At 66.6% G+C, this 17,531-nt stretch carries 12 protein-coding genes; 3 read left to right on the forward strand and 9 right to left on the reverse strand.

Annotation, left to right across the window (positions count from 1 at the left end; all coding sequences use genetic code 11):
* Positions 1 to 15: 15 nt before the first annotated feature.
* The gene (locus tag PJW05_RS25370; RefSeq protein ID WP_271409686.1) at positions 16 to 1,809 is read right to left on the reverse strand and encodes an acyl-CoA dehydrogenase C-terminal domain-containing protein; all 1,794 of its coding nucleotides are present in this window, start codon (positions 1,807 to 1,809) and stop codon (positions 16 to 18) included.
* Positions 1,810 to 1,990: 181 nt separating this feature from the next.
* Between PJW05_RS25370 and PJW05_RS25375 the strand changes: the two genes are divergently transcribed.
* The gene (locus tag PJW05_RS25375; protein WP_271409687.1) at positions 1,991 to 2,890 is read left to right on the forward strand and encodes a LysR family transcriptional regulator; all 900 of its coding nucleotides are present in this window, start codon (positions 1,991 to 1,993) and stop codon (positions 2,888 to 2,890) included.
* Positions 2,891 to 3,540: 650 nt separating this feature from the next.
* Here the strand turns inward: PJW05_RS25375 and PJW05_RS25380 are convergent.
* The 5 genes from PJW05_RS25380 to PJW05_RS25400 all read right to left on the reverse strand — a co-directional run bounded on the left by PJW05_RS25380 (position 3,541) and on the right by PJW05_RS25400 (position 9,595).
* Positions 3,541 to 4,143, reverse strand: a complete 603-nt coding sequence (locus tag PJW05_RS25380; protein WP_271409688.1) for a nitroreductase family protein — start codon at positions 4,141 to 4,143, stop codon at positions 3,541 to 3,543.
* 118 nt (positions 4,144 to 4,261) lie between these two features.
* A complete protein-coding gene (locus tag PJW05_RS25385; RefSeq protein ID WP_271409689.1) occupies positions 4,262 to 6,199 on the reverse strand; it encodes a RecQ family ATP-dependent DNA helicase in 1,938 nt (645 codons plus the stop codon).
* 227 nt (positions 6,200 to 6,426) lie between these two features.
* A complete protein-coding gene (locus tag PJW05_RS25390) occupies positions 6,427 to 7,971 on the reverse strand; it encodes a phosphoenolpyruvate carboxykinase (protein WP_271409690.1) in 1,545 nt (514 codons plus the stop codon).
* A gap of 197 nt (positions 7,972 to 8,168) precedes the next feature.
* Positions 8,169 to 9,056 (reverse strand): Hsp33 family molecular chaperone HslO, encoded by an 888-nt coding sequence (gene hslO / locus PJW05_RS25395; protein WP_271409691.1) that lies wholly within the window; start codon positions 9,054 to 9,056, stop codon positions 8,169 to 8,171.
* Between the two features lie 134 nt (positions 9,057 to 9,190).
* Complete coding sequence (locus tag PJW05_RS25400) at positions 9,191 to 9,595, reverse strand: RNA-binding S4 domain-containing protein (RefSeq protein WP_271409692.1); 405 nt, start codon at positions 9,593 to 9,595, stop codon at positions 9,191 to 9,193.
* Positions 9,596 to 9,717: 122 nt separating this feature from the next.
* On the opposite strand from PJW05_RS25400, the gene rimB reads away from it, so the two are divergent.
* Complete coding sequence (rimB, locus tag PJW05_RS25405; RefSeq protein ID WP_442969197.1) at positions 9,718 to 10,182, forward strand: retropepsin-like aspartic endopeptidase RimB; 465 nt, start codon at positions 9,718 to 9,720, stop codon at positions 10,180 to 10,182.
* Positions 10,179 to 11,084: a 30S ribosomal protein S6--L-glutamate ligase gene (gene rimK / locus PJW05_RS25410; protein WP_271409693.1), complete on the forward strand. Its 906-nt coding sequence runs from the start codon at positions 10,179 to 10,181 to the stop codon at positions 11,082 to 11,084. Before rimB ends, rimK begins: the two co-directional genes overlap by 4 nt.
* Positions 11,085 to 11,294: 210 nt before the next feature.
* On the opposite strand, the gene PJW05_RS25415 is transcribed toward rimK, so the two are convergent.
* The 3 genes from PJW05_RS25415 to ompR all read right to left on the reverse strand — a co-directional run bounded on the left by PJW05_RS25415 (position 11,295) and on the right by ompR (position 17,363).
* Complete coding sequence (locus PJW05_RS25415) at positions 11,295 to 15,080, reverse strand: bifunctional diguanylate cyclase/phosphodiesterase (RefSeq protein WP_271409694.1); 3,786 nt, start codon at positions 15,078 to 15,080, stop codon at positions 11,295 to 11,297.
* 194 nt (positions 15,081 to 15,274) lie between these two features.
* A complete protein-coding gene (locus tag PJW05_RS25420) occupies positions 15,275 to 16,588 on the reverse strand; it encodes an ATP-binding protein (RefSeq protein ID WP_271412302.1) in 1,314 nt (437 codons plus the stop codon).
* A 43-nt stretch (positions 16,589 to 16,631) separates the two neighbouring features.
* A complete protein-coding gene (ompR, locus tag PJW05_RS25425) occupies positions 16,632 to 17,363 on the reverse strand; it encodes an osmolarity response regulator transcription factor OmpR (protein ID WP_271409695.1) in 732 nt (243 codons plus the stop codon).
* Positions 17,364 to 17,531 lie beyond the last annotated feature (168 nt).

Raw genomic sequence — 17,531 nt, forward strand, 5'->3', positions numbered from 1 at the left:
ACGCGCCGGTTCAGGTCATCCGAACGCGAAATGCTCGTCGGCCAGGGCCATCAGGCAATCCGCGCCGCCCAGCAGCGACTCGCGGTGGCCACTGGCGCGCGGCAGCACACGGCGCAGGTAGAAACGCGCGCTGTGCAGCTTGGCCCGGTAGAACTCACGCTCGGTGCCGCCCGCTTCCAGGGCGTCCTGGGCACGGGCGGCGGCCTGCAGCCAGAAGCCCGCCAAAAGGACATAGGCCGAATACTGGAGGAAGTCCACCGAAGCGGCGCCGATTTCCTCGGGGTTGTCCCGCACCCGGTCCAGCAGGGCGACGGTCAGCGCGCGCCACTCCTGCAGGCGCGCCAGCACAGCGCCGGCCAGTTCGGCCAGTTCCGCGCGGCCCGCCTGGGCTTCGGCCAGGGCGGCGAACTCATCCTGCAACGCCGCCAGTTCCGCGCCACCGTCGCCCATCAGTTTGCGACGGATCAGGTCGAGCGCCTGGATGCCGTTGGTGCCTTCGTAGATCTGCGTGATGCGGCTGTCGCGCATCAACTGTTCCATGCCCCACTCACGGATGTAGCCGTGACCGCCGTAGACCTGTACCCCCAGGCTGGCCACTTCCTGGCCCATGTCGGTGAGAAAGGCTTTGACGATAGGGATCAGCAGCGCCGCGCGACGCCCGGCGGCCTTGCGCTGGGCGGCGTCGGGATGACCGTGCTCCAGGTCCAGGTGGCGCGCGCAGTAGACGGCGAGCATACGGCTGCCTTCCACCAGCGTCTTCTGGGTCAGCAACATGCGCCGCACATCGGGGTGATGAATGATCGGGTCAGCCGCCTTGTCCGGCGCCGCCGGGCCGCGCAGAGCCCGGGATTGCAGGCGCTCGCGGGCATAGGCCAGGGCGCCCTGGAAGGCCTGTTCGCCGATGCCGAGGCCCTGCAGGCCGACCTGGAAACGTGCGTCGTTCATCATGGTGAACATGCAGGCCAGGCCCTGGTTGGCTTCGCCAATGAGCCAGCCGGTGGCGCCGTCGAAGTTCATCACGCAGGTGGCCGCGCCCTTGATGCCCATCTTGTGCTCGATGGCGCCGCAAGACAGCGCGTTGCGCGCGCCAGGCGCGCCTTCGGCGCCGGCGATGAACTTGGGCACCAGGAACAGGCTGATGCCCTTCACCCCGGCCGGGGCATCCGGCAGGCGCGCCAGCACCAGGTGGATGATGTTCTCGGACAGGTCCTGCTCGCCGCCGCTGATGAAGATCTTGCTGCCGCTGACCCTGTAGCTGCCATCCGCCTGGGGTTCGGCGCGGGTGCGCAGCAGGGCCAGGTCGGTGCCGGCCTGGGGTTCGGTCAGGCACATGGTGCCGGTCCACTGGCCACTCACCAGCTTGCCCAGGTAAGCCGCGCGAAGCGTCTCGCTGCCATGCCTGTGCAGCGCCAGCACGGCGCCCTCGGTCAGGCCCGAATAGACGCGGAAGGACAGGCTGGCGCCCATCAGCATCTCGTGGAAGTTGCAGGCGACCATCTGGGGAAAGCCCTGGCCGCCGTATTCCACGGGCCCGGTCATGCTCGCCCAGCCGTTGTCGCAATACTGCCGATAGGCCTCGCGGAAGCCCTTGGGTGTGGTCACCACGCCCCGCTCCAGGGTCACGCCTTCCTCGTCGCCGTGGCGGTTCAGCGGCGACACCACTCCACCGGCGTAGCGCGCGCCCTCTTCCAGCACGCCGTCGATCAGCTCGCGGTCCAGGCCATTGCCCAGCAGCTCGCAGTGGGCGGACACGTCGAACAGTTCGTGCAGCACGAAGCGCATGTCACGCAGAGGTGCCTTGTAATCCATGGTCAGGCCTCCTGCCGGAATTCGGCGAAATGGCGGTCGGCGGCCGCCCGCTGGATATTGACTGCGCTCTGGGTCATGCGACGGCCCTCTTGTTGTTGTGATGGGGACAAAATCGCCAATCACCTTAAGGAAGCCATTAGTATTTTTGAAATTTAGTCTTGTGATGGATCGAATTCCCCTGGTGAATACCTCCAACTTCGACCTCAATCTCCTTCGCGTGCTGGACGCCCTGCTGCGCGAGCGCAACGTTTCCCGCGCGGCGGAACGCCTGGCCCTCAGCCAGCCGGCAGTGAGCAACGCGCTGAACCGCCTGCGCGAGCTGCTCGGCGACCCGTTGCTGGTGCGCGTCGGCCGCTCCATGCAGCCGACACCGCGCGCCCTGGCCCTGGAAACGCCGATCCGCGCCGCGCTCCGGCAGATCGAACAGAGCCTGGTGGTCGGCGAAGGCTTCGATCCGGCGCATAGCCGCCAGTGCTTCACCATCGCGCTCACCGACTACGTCGAGCTGATCTGCATGCCGCGCCTGCTGCGGCAACTCGCCGACGAGGCGCCGGGCGTGAAGATCGCCATCCGCCACCTCTCCCCCCGGTTGCCCGCCGATGCGCTGGACCAGGGCGAACTGGACCTGGTACTGGGCCGCTTCGAAAGCATCCCCACGCGCTTCGCCAGCCGCCGCTGGATGAGCGAAACGCTACGCCTGGTGGCTCGCCACGATCATCCGCAACTGCAGGAAGCGCCCGACCTGTCCGGCTTTCTCAGGCTGCGCCACCTCTGGGTGCACGGTGGCCAGAGCAAAGGCATGGTCGATCAGTGGCTGGGGGAGCATGGGCTGGCGCGGGAAATCGCCTACACCACGCCCAACTATCTGCAGGCCGCGCACATAGTCGCCGGCACCGACCTCACCGTGGTGCTGCCGACCCGCCTGGCCCATCACTTCGCCAGCCTGCTGCCCCTGCGGGTGCAGCCGCTGCCCTTCGCCCTCGGTCCCTTCCACCTGGACCTGGTGAGCGTGGCCCGGCGCGAGGAGGACGCGGCGCTGCAGTGGCTGGTGGAGCGGCTGATGGCCATCGGCCGGATATGAAAACGCCGCCGCGACCTGGAGGCTGCGGCGGCGTTTCGGCCCGTCGGATGGGTAGAGCCTGCGAAACCCATCGCTTGGCGGTGATGGGTTTCGCTTCGCTCTACCCATCCTACGAAGTACGGAAAGTCGCGGGGTCAGAAACGGTCGCGGATCACCGCTTCGTCGAAGGCCAGCTTGCCGATGCGCGGCTTGGGCTGCGGTGGCGTTTCAGCCCGTAGGATGGGTAGAGCCTGCGAAACCCATCGCTTGGCGGTGATGGGTTTCGCTTCGCTCTACCCATCCTACGAAGCACGGAAAGTCGCGGAGTCAGAACCGGTCGCGGATCACCGCCTCGTCGAAGGCCAGCTTGCCGATGCGCGGCTTGGGCTGCGGCGGCGTTTCAACCCGTAGGATGGGTAGAGCCTGCGACACCCATCGCTTGGCGGTGATGGGTTTCGCTTCGCTCTACCCATCCTACGAAGCATGGAAAGTCGAAGGGCCAGAAGCGGTCGCGGATCACCGCTTCGTCGAAGGCCAGCTTGCCGATGCGCGGCTTGGGCTACGGCGGCGTTTCAGCCCGTAGGATGGGTAGAGCCTGCGAAACCCATCGCTTGGCGGTGATGGGTTTCGCTTCGCTCTACCCATCCTACGAAGCACGGAAAGTCGCGGAGTCAGAAGCGGTCGCGGATCACCGCTTCGTCGAACGCCAGCTTGCCGATGCGCGGCTTGGGCGCCACGGCCTGTTTGCCGACGGCCACCATCAGGCCGATGGCGTGGTGCTCCGGCAGGCGGATCAGGTCGGCCACGGCGGCGAAGTCGAAGCCATCCATGGGGCAGCTGTCGAGGCCCTTGCCACGGGCGGCGAGCATCAGGGTCTGGGCCACCAGGCCACAGCTGCGCATCACTTCGTCGCGCTGCACCTGGGGCTTGTCGCGGTAGTAGCCATCGATGGCGCCGGCCATGAACGCCTGCACCGGCTGCGGGGCCTCGGCCCAGACGCGGGCGGCGTCCTGCTCCCAGGCGTCGAGGCGGGCGCAGACGATCACCAGCATCGACGCCTCGGTCACCTGGGCCTGGTCCCAGGCCACATCACGGATGCGCTGGCGCAGGGCCGGATCGCTGACTTCCACCAGACGCACGTGCTGCAGGTTGAAGGCGGTCGGCGCATGCAGGGCCAACTGCAGCAGTTCGTCCTTTTCTTCATGGCTCAGGCGATGGCTGGTGTCGTAGCCCTTGACGGCGCGGCGGCTGCGGATGGCCTCATCGATGTGCATGGCGTGCTCCTGGAATGGCGGGTTCGAAAAGTGGCGCCATCCTAAGCGGTCGCCGCATCGGCTACCAACACTGATTAACGATGCAACCCATCGGAAAATCCGAATCGCGCCGCCGATCTCAGGCCAGGCACCGGCTCACCCAATCACGTACCTCGGCGTAGGGATAGGCCTCCAGCGCGGCGAACCCCGGCAGGCTACGCGCCTTGAGCCGGGTGAAGAGCGGCGCGCCGATGCCGCAGAGCAGGCGGGTCAGGCACTCGGTGCCCGGCGGGTCGCCCCTGAGCTCGGCGTAGCGCTGGATGAAGGCACCGCACAGCGCGTCGAAGTCCCGCTCCGCCAGGGGCGGCAGCGGCGGTGGCGCCGGCAGGTGCGCCACCTGCCCCTGGCAGACTGAACAGTGGCCGCAACGCTCCGGCACCGCGCGGTCGCCGAAATATTTGGCCAGCCGAGCACTGAGGCAGGACTCGCTGGCGAACAAGGCCAGCATCGCCTGGATGCGGGCGATCTCGCTGGCTTCCTGCCGGCGGAAATAGTCGTGCAGTTCGGTGGCCAGGGTCTGCGGATCGAAGCCCGGCTCCAGCAGGCCATAGACCTCGGTCATCTGCTTGCTTTCCAGCTCGATCCAGCCGCGCTCCTGGAAGTAGTCCAACGCCTTCACCACACGGCTACGCTCGGCGCGGTGCTCAAGGTAGAGCCGGTCGAAGTCCACCGTGCACCAGGTGCGCGCGCGTGCGGAGGTCTGCACCAGCGCCTCGACGAATTGGCGGCGTTCGCCGTCGAAGCGGGTCACCAGGTCCTCGGGCTCGATCAGGTACTTGAAACGGTATTCGGCGAAATAGGCGAACAGCGGCGCGATGATGCCGCGCAACTCCAGTTGCACCAGCAGGGTCTTGAGCGGCAACTGACGGATGTTGCTCTGGTCGGAGAGCGCGCCGAGCATCAGTTCCCAGCGATCCCCGCCCTGCCCCGCTGCCTTGAGCTCCGCCAGCACCTGGCGGATGCCAGCCAGTTCCGGCGTATCGCCGTAGACGAAGTTCTCCAGCACGTTGAGGCTGTCGCGATTGGCCAGCACCAGGCAGTCGGACGGCTGGCCGTCGCGCCCGGCGCGGCCAATCTCCTGACTGTAGTTTTCCACCGACTTGGGCAGGTCATAGTGCACCACGTTGCGGATATTGGCCTTGTCGATACCCATACCGAAGGCGATGGTGGCGACCATCACGTTCACCTCTCCGGCCATGAAACGGCGCTGCAGCACCTCGCGCGCCTCATGGGCCATGCCGGCGTGGTAAGCGCTGGCTAAGATGCCGCGCTCGCCGAGGCGTGCGGCCACCTCTTCGGCGGTCTTCTGCAGGGTCACGTAGACGATGGCCGGCTGGCCGATGCGGGCGCCCAGCCAGCTCGCCAGTCGGTCCAGCTTGCGCGCGCCAGACACCGGCTCCACCAGCAGGTTGAGGTTGGGGCGATAGAAACCCGTGGTGATGACATCGACATCGGCGATAGCGAACTTGCGCTGCATGTCGGCGATCACGGTCGGCGTCGCGGTGGCGGTGAGCAGCAGCACCTGGGGGATGCCGAACTGGCGCTGGTACTCGGGCAGCTTGAGGTAGTCGGGGCGGAAGTTGTGGCCCCATTCGGAGATGCAGTGGGCCTCGTCCACCACCAGCAGGGAAATCAGCACCTGCTGGATGAAGCCGCGGAAACGCTCGTTCTTCAGGCGCTCCACCGAAATCATCAGGATCTTCAGCTCGCCGGAACGGGCCCTGGCCATGACCTCGGCGGCGGCTTCGCGGCTCTGCGCCGAATCGATGCTGGCGGCAGCGATGCCATGGCGCTGCAGGAAGGCCAACTGGTCCTGCATCAGGGCCAGCAAGGGCGATACCACCAGGGTCAGGTGCGGCAGGTGCAGCGCGGGCAACTGGTAGCACAGCGACTTGCCGGAACCGGTGGGGAAGATGGCGGCGGCCGAACGGCCGGCCAGTACGGCGGAAATGGTGGCCTCCTGGCCGGGACGGAACGCCGGGTAACCGAAGACCTGGGCGAGGCTGTTCTGGGGCATCGAGCTCACTCCATTGACGGGGCCTTGAGCATGGACCGGGGCGAACTACGCCGGGTCCTGAAACGGGGTACGACTCTTCGCAAACCCGCAGCACGTAGGATGGTGCGGGCGGCGTTCCGCTAGAGCGGAGCGAAACCCATCACCTCGGATCGATGGGTTTTGCCGCTACGCATCCCCAATGAAAAAGCCGCCCGGAGGCGGCTTCTTCAATCAGGACGCGGTGCGGCTCAGAGCTGCGGACCGGCGTTCCTGATGGCGTCGGAGACGTCGAACTTCTTGAAGTTCTCGACGAACTGCTGGGCCAGGGCCTTGGCAGCTTCATCGTAGGCAGCCTTGTCAGCCCAGGTGTTGCGCGGGTTGAGCAGGTTGGTGTCGACGCCCGGAACGGCCTTCGGCACGTCCAGGTTGATGGTGTCCAGGTGCTCGGTCTCGGCACCGATCAGGGCACCGCTCTGGATGGCGGCGATCACGCCACGGGTGGTCGGGATGTTGAAGCGCTTGCCGACACCGTAGCCGCCACCGGTCCAGCCGGTGTTGACCAGGTACACCTTGGAGCCGAAGCCCTGGATACGCTTGATCAGCAGCTCGGCGTATTCACCGGCCGGACGCGGGAAGAAAGGCGCGCCGAAGCAGGTGGAGAAGGTGGACTTGATGCCGCCGCCGGAGCCCATCTCGGTGGAGCCCACCAGCGCGGTGTAGCCGGACAGGAAGTGGTAGGCAGCCTGCTCATTGTTCAGGATGGAAACGGGCGGCAGCACACCGGTCAGGTCGCAGGTCAGGAAGATCACGGCGTTCGGCTCGCCGGCGCGGTTGGCCTCGACGCGCTTCTCCACCAGGTGCAGCGGGTAGGCGGCACGGGTGTTCTGGGTCAGGCTGTCGTCGCTGTAGTCGGGCTGGCGGGTTTCCGGGTTCAGCACCACGTTTTCCAGCACGGCGCCAAACTGGATGGCTTTCCAGATCACCGGCTCGTTCTTCTCGGACAGGTCGATGCACTTGGCGTAGCAGCCGCCTTCCACGTTGAACACGGTGCCCACGCCCCAGCCATGCTCGTCGTCACCGATCAGGTAACGGCTCGGGTCGGCCGACAGGGTGGTCTTGCCGGTGCCGGACAGGCCGAAGAACAGGGTGGTATCGCCTTCTTCGCCGACGTTGGCGGCGCAGTGCATCGGCAGCACGTCTTTTTCCGGCAGCAGGAAGTTCTGCACGGAGAACATGGCCTTCTTCATTTCACCGGCGTAGCGCATGCCGGCGATCAGGACTTTCCTGGCGGCGAAGTTGAGGATCACGCAGCCATCGGAGTTGGTGCCGTCACGCTCCGGTTCGCAGACGAAGCCGGGGGCGTTGATGATCTGCCACTCCTGGCGGGACTGCGGGTTGTACTGTTCCGGGTTGATGAACAGGCAACGGCCGAACAGGTTGTGCCAGGCGGTCTCGGTGGTCATCTTGACGGCCAGGTAGTGCTCGGGATCGGCACCGACGTGCACATGGGAAACGAAACGCTCGCGTTCGGTCACATAAGCTTCAACGCGAGCCCACAGTGCATCGAACTTGTCCGCCGGGAAGGGGCGGTTGATGTTGCCCCAGGCGATCTTGGCTTCGGTGCTCGGCTCTTGAACGATGAAACGATCTGCCGGAGAACGACCGGTGCGGTGGCCGGTCTGGACGACCAACGAACCGTTGGCGGCCAGTTCACCCTCGCCACGGCGAATGGCCTCTTCGACCAGTTGCGCGGCGCTGATATCGGTGTACACGGCGTTATTGGCTTGCGTCATGTGGTTCCCCGTCGGCGATAAAGCCGAGTCCTCCAAACGATTTGTAGTGGGCACTCGAGCCCCCTACAGCGAAAAAAGTGCGCGCGATTATGCCAGAAAAGCCCGCTTTGGGTAGAAACCTCCTGTCAGTCGGGCATATTCATGACCGATAATCGCACCCCGGTCACGCAGCGACCTCGCGGGCACACTACATCTATTCAGTGGCGCGTTTCGGACGGTGCGGCGCTGCCGCCACCCGCGAAGAGCTGGGCGATATCCGCCGCATCGAAGCTGTAGCGCTGATTGCAGAACTGGCAATCGATCACCACCGTGCCGCCGCTTTCCTGCAGCAGCGCTTCGGCGTCGTCCTTGCCCAGGCTGACCAATGCATTGGCCGAACGCTGGCGCGAACAGCTGCAGCGGAAATGGATGGCCTGCGGATCGAACAGGCGCACCGCTTCTTCATGATAGAGCCGGTGCAGCACGGTTTCGTTGTCCAGGCCGAGCAACTCCTCGGCGGTCAGGGTGTCGGCCAGGGTGGTCAGGTGCTGCCAGCTGGCCTCGCGGGCCTCGGGGTCCTTCAGGCGGTCGGCGGGTAGGGCCTGGAGCAGCATGCCTCGGGCGTTGCGGCCGTCGGCGTTGAGCCAGAAACGGGTGGGCAGCTGCTGGGAATTGTCGAAATAGCTGGAGAGGCATTCGGCCAGGGTCGCGCCTTCGAGGGCGACGATGCCCTGGTAGCGCTGGCCCTGCTTCGGGTCCACGGTCAGGGTCAGCGAGCCTTCGGGCATCAGTTCACCCAGACCGGCACCGGGCGTGACCTGGCTGGCGTGGTAGCGGGCGATGCCGCGCACTTCGCGGTCGCTGGAGCATTCCACCATCAGCAGCGGAACCGCACCCGAGGAACGCGCCTGCAGCACCAGCAGGCCATCGAACTTCAAGGTGCCGACCAGCAGGGACGCGGCGGCGAGCATTTCGCCGAGCAACTGGGCGACCGGCTCGGGGTAGGGATGCTTGGCCAGGACGTGGGCGTAGCTCTCGCCAAGGGAAGTCAGTTCGCCGCGCACATCGGTGTCGTCGAACAGGAAGCGTTGGGTGAAATCAGGCATGCCGGACTCGCTGCATTTGGGCCAGTTTGGCCGAAAGGCTGGCGATTTTATGCGCAAATCCGTTGCCTGACCAAGGGCCGGTTGTCTATCGCCGGCGCGGGTGCTTTCTATCGATCGCCAGGTCCACGGCGGCCCTACTCCTGACCGCCGCGCAGGAAATGAATCTGCCGGCGCTGCTTCTTGGTCGGCCGGCCATCGGTCTGGATACCCAGGGCGCCGGCCTTGCGCAGGGCGGCGGCTTCCTCGCGCCGGGCCAGGCTTTCGGCGGTCTCCTCGTAGAGCGCCTGCGCTTCAGGAGCGCCGCGCCGCACCGCCGACAGCGCACGGACGATCACCGTGCGCTCGTCGAAGCCGGCGCGGATCACGTATTCGTCGCCCACCTTCGGCTCCTTCGAGGGCTTGCAGCGCTCGCCCCGGTGATGGACCTTGCCGCCCTCGATGGCTTCCTTGGCCAGGGCGCGGGTCTTGTAGAAGCGCGCGGCCCACAGCCACTTGTCGAGGCGCACCTTGCCGTCGTCCTTATCGTCTTTTTCACGCATGAGTCGTTTCCATCCCGTCCGGGGGGACCGTACTTCGCCGGCCCGGTCTAAGCTCAGCCAGGGCCTGATGCAGTTGTCACATCGGCCCACTAGAATGCGCCAACTTTACCGGAAAGCCTGCATTGAAGACTTTCGACCACCTCTCCGTGATCGGACTCCGCGAGTGGATCGCCCTGCCGGAACTCGGCATGGTCGGCCTGCGCGCGAAGATCGACACGGGGGCCAGCACCTCCACCCTGCATGCCAGCGATATCGTGCCCTTCGAAAAGCACGGCGAGCGCTGGGTGCGGTTCACCGCGCACCTCGGCACCCTGGTGCAGCGGCGCCACCGGTGCGAGGCGCAGGTCGTCTCGGTAAAGACGATTAGAAGCTCCAACGGCCAGGCACAGACTCGCTACGTCATCCGCACCCTGCTCGCGCTGGGTGATCGGGTCTGGCCGATCGAGTTCACCCTGGCCTGCCGCAAGACCATGCGTTACCGCGTATTGCTGGGCTCCAAGGCTCTGGTGCAGGCGCAACTGGTGGTCAACCCGGCCCTCACCTACGTCCAGGAAAAACCGACTCTCTCCCTTCCGGGTGACCAATGAAAATCGCCGTGTTATCGCGCAATCCGCGCCTGTATTCGACTCGTCGCCTCGTCGAGGCCGGCCAGCACCGCGGCCATGAGATGGTGGTGATAGACACCCTGCGCGCCTATATGAACATCGCCAGCCACAAGCCGCAGATCCACTACCGCGGCCAGCCGCTGGAGGGCTTCGACGCGGTGATCCCGCGCATCGGCGCCTCGGTGACCTTCTACGGCTGCGCCGTGCTGCGCCAGTTCGAGATGATGGGGGTGTTCCCGCTCAACGAATCGGTGGCCATCACCCGCTCGCGGGACAAACTGCGCTCGCTGCAATTGTTGTCGCGCAAGGGGATCGGCCTGCCGGTCACCGGATTCGCCCACTCCCCCGACGACATTCCCGACCTGATCCGCATGGTCGACGGTGCCCCGCTGGTGATCAAGGTGCTGGAAGGCACCCAGGGCATAGGCGTGGTGCTCTGCGAAACCGAAAAGGCCGCCGAATCGGTGATCGAGGCCTTCATGGGGCTGAAGCAGAACATCATGGTGCAGGAGTACATCCGCGAAGCCGGCGGCGCCGACATCCGCTGCTTCGTGGTGGGCGACAAGGTGATCGCGGCAATGAAGCGTCAGGCCAAGCCCGGAGAATTCCGCTCCAACCTGCACCGCGGCGGCTCGGCCAGCCTGATCAAGATCACCCCGGAGGAACGCTCCACCGCCATCCGCGCCGCCAAGGTGATGGGCCTGTCGGTGGCGGGGGTGGACATCCTGCGCTCCAACCACGGGCCGCTGGTGATGGAGGTGAACTCGTCCCCTGGCCTCGAAGGCATCGAAACCACCACCGGGCATGATGTGGCGAACATCATCATCCAGTACCTGGAAAAGAACGCCTGCCCCAACTCGACCCGGACCAAGGGCAAGGGGTGAGCCAGAGAAGACAACGCATGCGTTGCCCTGGCGAACGACCGGCCTGGCAGGCCGGGGAACGTCGACCAGCGCCCTGCGGGGGAGCAATTCCAATCGTGATCGGTCAGCGCAGCTGACCCCGGCACGTTTGATGGACGGGCCAAGGGGCGACTTCGCGAACAAATTCGCCCCCACAAGCAGCCCCGGCACTTCTCCGCAGTGCCGCCGGGCTCAGAGGCTCCGCTCCATCAACTGCCGCCCTTCGCGCTCGCGCATCCAGGCGCAGAAGCCCTTTTCGTCCAGCGGTCGGCTGAAGTGATAACCCTGCCCCAGTTCGCAGCCACGCTGGCGCAGCATGGCCAACTGCTCCTCGCTCTCGATGCCTTCGGCGATGCATTCCAGGCCGAGGTTGCGGCCGATGGCGAGGATGGTTTCCACCAGGGCCAGGTCGCTGGCGTCATTGGCCAGGCCGTCGACGAAGCTGCGGTCGATCTTCAGCCGGTCGAGGGGCAGGCGCTTGAGGTAGGCCAGGGATGAATAGCCGGTACCGAAGTCGTCGATGGCGAAGCGCACGCCCAGCGCCTTCAGCGACTGCATCGCGCAGATGCACTGCTCCACTTCCTCCAGCAGGCTGCCTTCGGTGATTTCCAGCTCCAGCCGGCCGGCCGGCACGCCGTAGCGCTTCAGCGCGCCGCTGATGCGCTCGACGAAGTCGGGCTTGCGCAGCTCGCGGGGGCTGACGTTGATGGCCAGTACCAGCCAGGGCAACTCGGCCTGCCAGTTGGCCAGGCAACTGCAAGCGCTCTCCAGCATCCAGTCCGACAGCTCGAGAATCAGGCCGGTTTCTTCCGCCAGCGGAATGAACTGGGCCGGCGGCACCTCGCCGCGCAGGGGGTGGCGCCAGCGCATCAGTGCCTCGGCGCCCAGCACCCGGCCATCGACGAGGGACAGCTGCGGCTGGAATTCCAGGCTCAGTTGGCCACGGTCGATGGCCTGGCGCAGTTCGCTCTGCAGTTGCAGGCGCTGGTCGATGGCCGCCTGCATCTCCGGGGCGAAGAAATGCAGCGCGTTGCGCCCGGACTGCTTGGCCCGGTACATGGCGGTGTCGGCCTGCTTGAGCACGTCGGCGGCCACCTGCTCGACGAAGGGGTGCAGGGCGATACCGATGCTCGCACTGACCACCAGTTCGTGCTCGCCGATGCTGTAGCTGCCATGCAGGCTCTGCAGCAGCTTGTCGCCCACTTCGGCGGCCAGCTTGGCGGCGTGCTCCGGCGTCTCGGCCAGAGCCTCCAGCAGTACCACGAATTCGTCGCCGCCGAGACGCGCCCGGGTGTCCTCGTTGCGCAGGCAGCCGGCCAGGCGCGAGGTGACTTCCTTGAGCAGGGCGTCCCCCACCGGGTGGCCGAGGCTGTCGTTGACCGTCTTGAAATGGTCCAGATCGATGAACAGCAAGGCGCCGTAGCGGGCTTCGCGCTGTTCGCGGGCCATGGCGTGCTGCAGGCGGTCGAGCAGCAGGCGGCGATTGGGCAGGCCGGTGAGGTCGTCGCTGTAGGCCAGACGCTCGATCTCCCGCTGGTAGCGCTGGCGTTCGGATATGTCGGTAATGCTCAGGCGGATCAGCGGCCGGCCTTCGCCCGGCAGACGTACCAGACGCACTTCACAGGGGCGCACGCGGCCGTTCACGTCGCGCATCAGCCAGTCGAAGGTGGGCGTGTCGCCCTTGAGCGCCGCGCGGGTATGGGCCTTGCCCAGCTCCCGCGACGAGCGGCCGTCGGCCTGCAGCGGCGGACTGAAGCTGGTGGGCATGTGGCCGTGCAACTGCTCGCGGGAGAGGCCGAACAGGCGCGCGGCGTTCTCGTTGGCTTCGACGATGCCGTGCTGCGGATCGAACACCAGGATGGCCTCCGGCGCGTGTTCCACCAGGGTGCGATAGCGTGCTTCGGCCTCGCGCCGGGCGCTGATGTCCTCCACCAGCGCCAGCAGGGCGTAGAGCTGACCGTCCAGGTCGCGCACGCCGCGCACGTTGACCCGCGCGTGCACGGTGCCGCCGGAACCTTTCAGGAAGCGCTTGTCCAGCTCGTAGCCATCGCGCTCGCCCTTGCGCACCTCGTCCAGCAAGGCTTCCTCGGCGGCGCGGTCCTCGGCCACCGTCATGCTCATCCAGTCGGTGCCGCGCAGCTGTTCGCGGGAGCGGCCGAGAATGCTGCAGAGCTTGTAGTTGACCTCTTCCCAGCGCTGGTCGGGGGTGCACAGGGCCATGCCGATCAACGGCGCCTCGAAGAACAGGTGCAGGTGCTTGTCGCGCTCGTGCTGCAGGCGCTCGGCGCGTTTCTGGCTGGTCAGGTCGAGCATGGCGCCGTAGATGCGGATCACCTCGTCGCCGTCGTGCTCCGCCAGGCCCTTGATCCGCAGCCAGCGCGGGGTGCCGCGGGCGCCCTGCATGCGCAGTTCCACGTCGAACGGCTCGGCGCGGCGCAGGCACTGCTCAAGGGTGTCTTCCAGCAGGGCTCGGCTGGCCGGGTCGAAGAAGCTCAGCATCTGGCCAAAGCTGGGCGCGCCGGCGCCGGGGTCCAGTTCGTAGATGCGGAAGCTGCCCTCGCTCCAGGCCATCTTCAGGCTGGAAATATCCAGTACCCAGCTGCCGATGTCGGCGATGGCTTCGGTCTGGTTCAGCAGGTGGGTCTGGCGCAGCAGCTCGTCACGCCGGGTGTCGAGTTCCTCGGAGAGCATCTCGCGGTTGCTGACGTCGTGCTGCAGGGCGACGAAATGGCTGATGCCCTGGGCATCGTGCATGGGCGCCACGGTGATTTCGTTCCAGAACAGGCTGCCGTCCTTGCGGTAGTTGCGCAGCACCAGCTGGCACTGTTCGCCGCGCTGCAGGGCGTCCTGCAGGCGCGGCAGTTCGGACTGGTTGCGGTCGTGGTGGAGCAGGAAGCGCCAGTGGTTGCCCAGGGCCTCCTCCCGTGAATAGCCGCTCATCTGCTCGAAGGCCGGATTGCAGTAGATCAGTGGCTGGTCGGGCTGGCGCGCATCGATGATGGTCACGCCCAGGGGGCTGGCCTGCAGCGCCAGGTTGGACAGGGCCAACTCCTTCTGCATCTCGTCGCGGCGGCCCAGGGCCAGGCGCAGGTCACTCAGGCTGCGCCCCACCAGCAAGGCGGACATCATCAGCAGCAGCACGCTGAAATAGAGTTCGACCCCCCACTGTGGCTCGGCCAGCGGTGGGCTGCCGCTCATCTGGCGCAGCATCGGCAGGGCGAGCACCGTCAGGGCAGTGAGGCCGGCACCGCAGAGCGCACCAGGGAACCCCCAGACCAGCGCCAGGCCGAGCATCATCAGGCCGATCGGCGGCAGGGTGAGGATCAGCGGCACCACGGTCAGCAACCAGGGAATCAGCAGCGCCAGGGCCAGCAGCAGCGGCCAGGGCGGCAGGCGGTGCAGGGTCTCCGGCAGCGCCTCCACCGGCTCCGGCACCCAGCCACGACGGCTGAACAGGGGCGTCAGGTAGGTCAGCAGCGGCAGGCTCACGGCCAGGGTAGTCAGGCAGGCGCCGGGCCAGACCAGCAGGGCCGCATTGCCCCAGCTGTCCCCCACGGCAGTGCCGCTGAAGGTCAGCACCGCCTGCTCGCCGTACACCAGCAGGCTGACAGGCAGCAGCACGCCGTAGAGCATGAAACGCAGCAGTTCGGGGAAGTCGCGCAGGTCGGCATGGCAGCCGGCGCGCCTGAGCGCCCACCAGCCCACGGCGACGCTGAGGGTTTCCGGCCCGGCGTAGAGCGGCGCCCAAGACCAGTCGAGCTCCCACAGGTGCACGCTGAGCAGGGCGTTCACGTAGATCGCGGGCAACACCCGCGCACCCCACCAGAGGCAGAACACCAGCCCCAGGGCGAACGGCAGGTACCACACGGCAAGCCCGCTGGAAGCCTGGGTCAGGAAGGAACCCCAGGTGGCCAGATGAAGCAGCGGCAAGGGCAACCACCAGGTCCATTGGGGTAGTCGGAACGAAGCTGCTGGCATACTGGCCTCATGTCGGTGCGCATGCTGAGGATAGCCCAGCGCCGGGCTAGCGTACGTCGAAAACATGGCCCCCTGGCATCACCGCCGATGGCAGGTCCTAATCGCTGACCGAAGGGGTTTCAGCCCCCGGAGCACACACGCGGGATCCCATTGCGCACGCAAACGCGCCGCGCAAAAGCCGTTTTCGTAGGAACCTACACCGCGTCGCGGGGGAGCATTAGACCCAGCGGCAGGCAGACACGGGCCTCCAGGCCACCGCCGGAGCGGTTGCGCAGTTCGACGCTGCCGCCGTGTTGCGCGGCAATGCGTTTGACGATGGCCAGGCCCAGGCCGGTGCCCTTGCCGCCGCGGGCGAGGTCGCCGCGGATGAAGGGGTTGAAGATGTCCTGCAGCTCCGCGGGATCGATCCCCTGGCCACGGTCGAGCACGCTCAGCACGACGTAGGGCGCGGCGTTGTCGCCCGCCAGGAAAGCCACCACTTCGACGCCATTGCCGCCATACCGCAGCGCATTCTCGATCAGGTTCACCAGCAGACGCTTGATCGACACCCGCCTCAGCGGGAAGGGTGGCAGCGGCTCCAGGCACAGGCGAACCTGTTCGTCCTGCTGGTTGTAGGGCGCCACCACCTCGCGCACCAGTTCGCCCAGGTCCAGTTCTTCCACCCGCTCGTCGCGGCCATCGCGGATGAAGGCGAGGAACTGGTCGAGGATGGCGTCCATGTCCTCGATGTCGCGGACCATGTCTTCGGTCAGTTCGGAGTCGCTGCTCATCAGTTCGAGGGACAGACGCAGGCGCGTGAGCGGCGTGCGCAGGTCATGGGAGACCCCGGCCAGCATCAGCTCGCGCTCGCGGGCGCCGCGTTCGACGTCCTCGGCCATCTGGTTGAAGGCGCGGTACACCTCGGTCATCTCGCTCGGGGTGTCACTCACGGGCAGACGCACGCTGCGACCCTGGCCGACCTGGCGGGCGGCGAAGACCAGGCGCTTGAGCGGGGCGTTGAGCTGGCGCACGAAGATCCACGCGGCGGCGGTGGACAGCAGGCCGATGCCGAGGAACCAGCCGAGCACGCTCCAGATGCGCTGCCCGCGCAGGGGGTGCGGGTACAGCGGGATGCGCACCCAGTCCGGGCCCAGCTCCGGGGCATGGACCCAGAGCGCCGGCGGGCTCTGGGCGCGCAAGCGCACCTCGGTGCCCGGACCGAGTTCGGCCTGCATCTGCCGCTCGAAGATCTCGCTATAGGGCCAATGCTGCTCGCTGGCCGGCACGGCCTCGCGGGTGACCCGCTGGAGACCGGCGGCCCTGGCCAGGTCGTGGCGTTCTTCCTCGCTCGCCGCCCAGTAGGCACGCAGGGTCAGCGCCGCACCGTGGCTGTACTGGCGGTCCACCAGCACGTCCTCGTTCATCATCAGGTAGACCAGGGTCAGCGCCTTGGAAAACAGCACGACGATGAGCACCAGCCAGAGGGTGCGCGAGAAGAAGCTCTGCGGGAACCAGTAGGGGGTGCGAATCACCACCCTGGGTTGCCCGGCGGCGGGAACCCCCGCCGCGCGTTCACTTGTTGCCATCAGGTACGAACACGTAGCCAACGCCCCAGACGGTCTGGATATAGCGCGGCTTGGAGGGGTCCGGTTCGATCAGCCGGCGCAGACGGGAAATCTGCACATCGATGGAGCGCTCCAGGGCGTCCCATTCGCGGCCACGGGCCAGGTTCATCAGTTTGTCGCGGGTCAGCGGCTCGCGGGCGTGCTGGACCAGCGCCTTGAGCACGGCGAACTCACCGGTGGTGAGCATCTGCACGTCGTCGCCCTTCTTCAGTTCGCGGGTGGCCAGCGACAGTTCGTATTCGCCGAAGGAAACGCTCTCGTCCTCGCTGGCCGGGGCACCCGGCACCTGCGGGGCCTGGCGGCGCAGCACGGCCTTGATCCGCGCCAGCAGCTCGCGGGGGTTGAAGGGCTTGGCCAGGTAGTCGTCGGCGCCCAGCTCCAGGCCCTGGATACGGCTGGCCTCATCGCCCTTGGCGGTGAGCATGATGATCGGCACCTGGTTGTTCGAGGCGCGCAGGCGGCGGCAGGCGGAGAGGCCGTCCTCACCAGGCAGCATCAGGTCCAGCACCACCAAGTTGAAGAGCTCGCGAGCCAGCAGGCGATCCATCTGCTCGACATTCTCCACGGCGCGCACGCGGAAGCCCTGCTCGTCGAGGAAGCGCTCGAGAAGGCGCCGCAGGCGGGCGTCGTCGTCGACAATGAGGATCTTTTCGCCTTCAGCGGTCGGGTTGCTGCTCATGTTTTCTCCTGTGTGCGAGCCGCGCATTATCGCTTGCCGCGCAGCGCGCGGCGGCTCGCCCATTGTTAGCAGATTTTTCCCCGAACGGTGCCCTACCCTTCGAAACTCGGTGTTTATAATGCGGCGCCTTTCATTACCGGCGAGCCCTGGCTCGCCGGTCTGTTATTC

It is taken from the genome of Pseudomonas sp. Q1-7 (genome assembly GCF_028010285.1).
Taxonomy (GTDB): domain Bacteria; phylum Pseudomonadota; class Gammaproteobacteria; order Pseudomonadales; family Pseudomonadaceae; genus Metapseudomonas.

Excerpts from the sequence above, each read along its gene's own strand:
- PJW05_RS25370 (WP_271409686.1), bottom strand. The coding sequence starts at position 1,809 with ATGGATTACAAGGCACCTCTGCGTGACATGCGCTTCGTGCTGCACGAA.
- PJW05_RS25380 (WP_271409688.1), bottom strand. The coding sequence starts at position 4,143 with ATGCACATCGATGAGGCCATCCGCAGCCGCCGCGCCGTCAAGGGCTAC.
- PJW05_RS25385 (WP_271409689.1), bottom strand. The coding sequence starts at position 6,199 with ATGCCCCAGAACAGCCTCGCCCAGGTCTTCGGTTACCCGGCGTTCCGT.
- PJW05_RS25390 (WP_271409690.1), bottom strand. The coding sequence starts at position 7,971 with ATGACGCAAGCCAATAACGCCGTGTACACCGATATCAGCGCCGCGCAA.
- hslO (WP_271409691.1), bottom strand. The coding sequence starts at position 9,056 with ATGCCTGATTTCACCCAACGCTTCCTGTTCGACGACACCGATGTGCGC.
- PJW05_RS25400 (WP_271409692.1), bottom strand. The coding sequence starts at position 9,595 with ATGCGTGAAAAAGACGATAAGGACGACGGCAAGGTGCGCCTCGACAAG.
- rimK (WP_271409693.1), top strand. The coding sequence starts at position 10,179 with ATGAAAATCGCCGTGTTATCGCGCAATCCGCGCCTGTATTCGACTCGT.
- PJW05_RS25415 (WP_271409694.1), bottom strand. The coding sequence starts at position 15,080 with ATGCCAGCAGCTTCGTTCCGACTACCCCAATGGACCTGGTGGTTGCCC.
- ompR (WP_271409695.1), bottom strand. The coding sequence starts at position 17,363 with ATGAGCAGCAACCCGACCGCTGAAGGCGAAAAGATCCTCATTGTCGAC.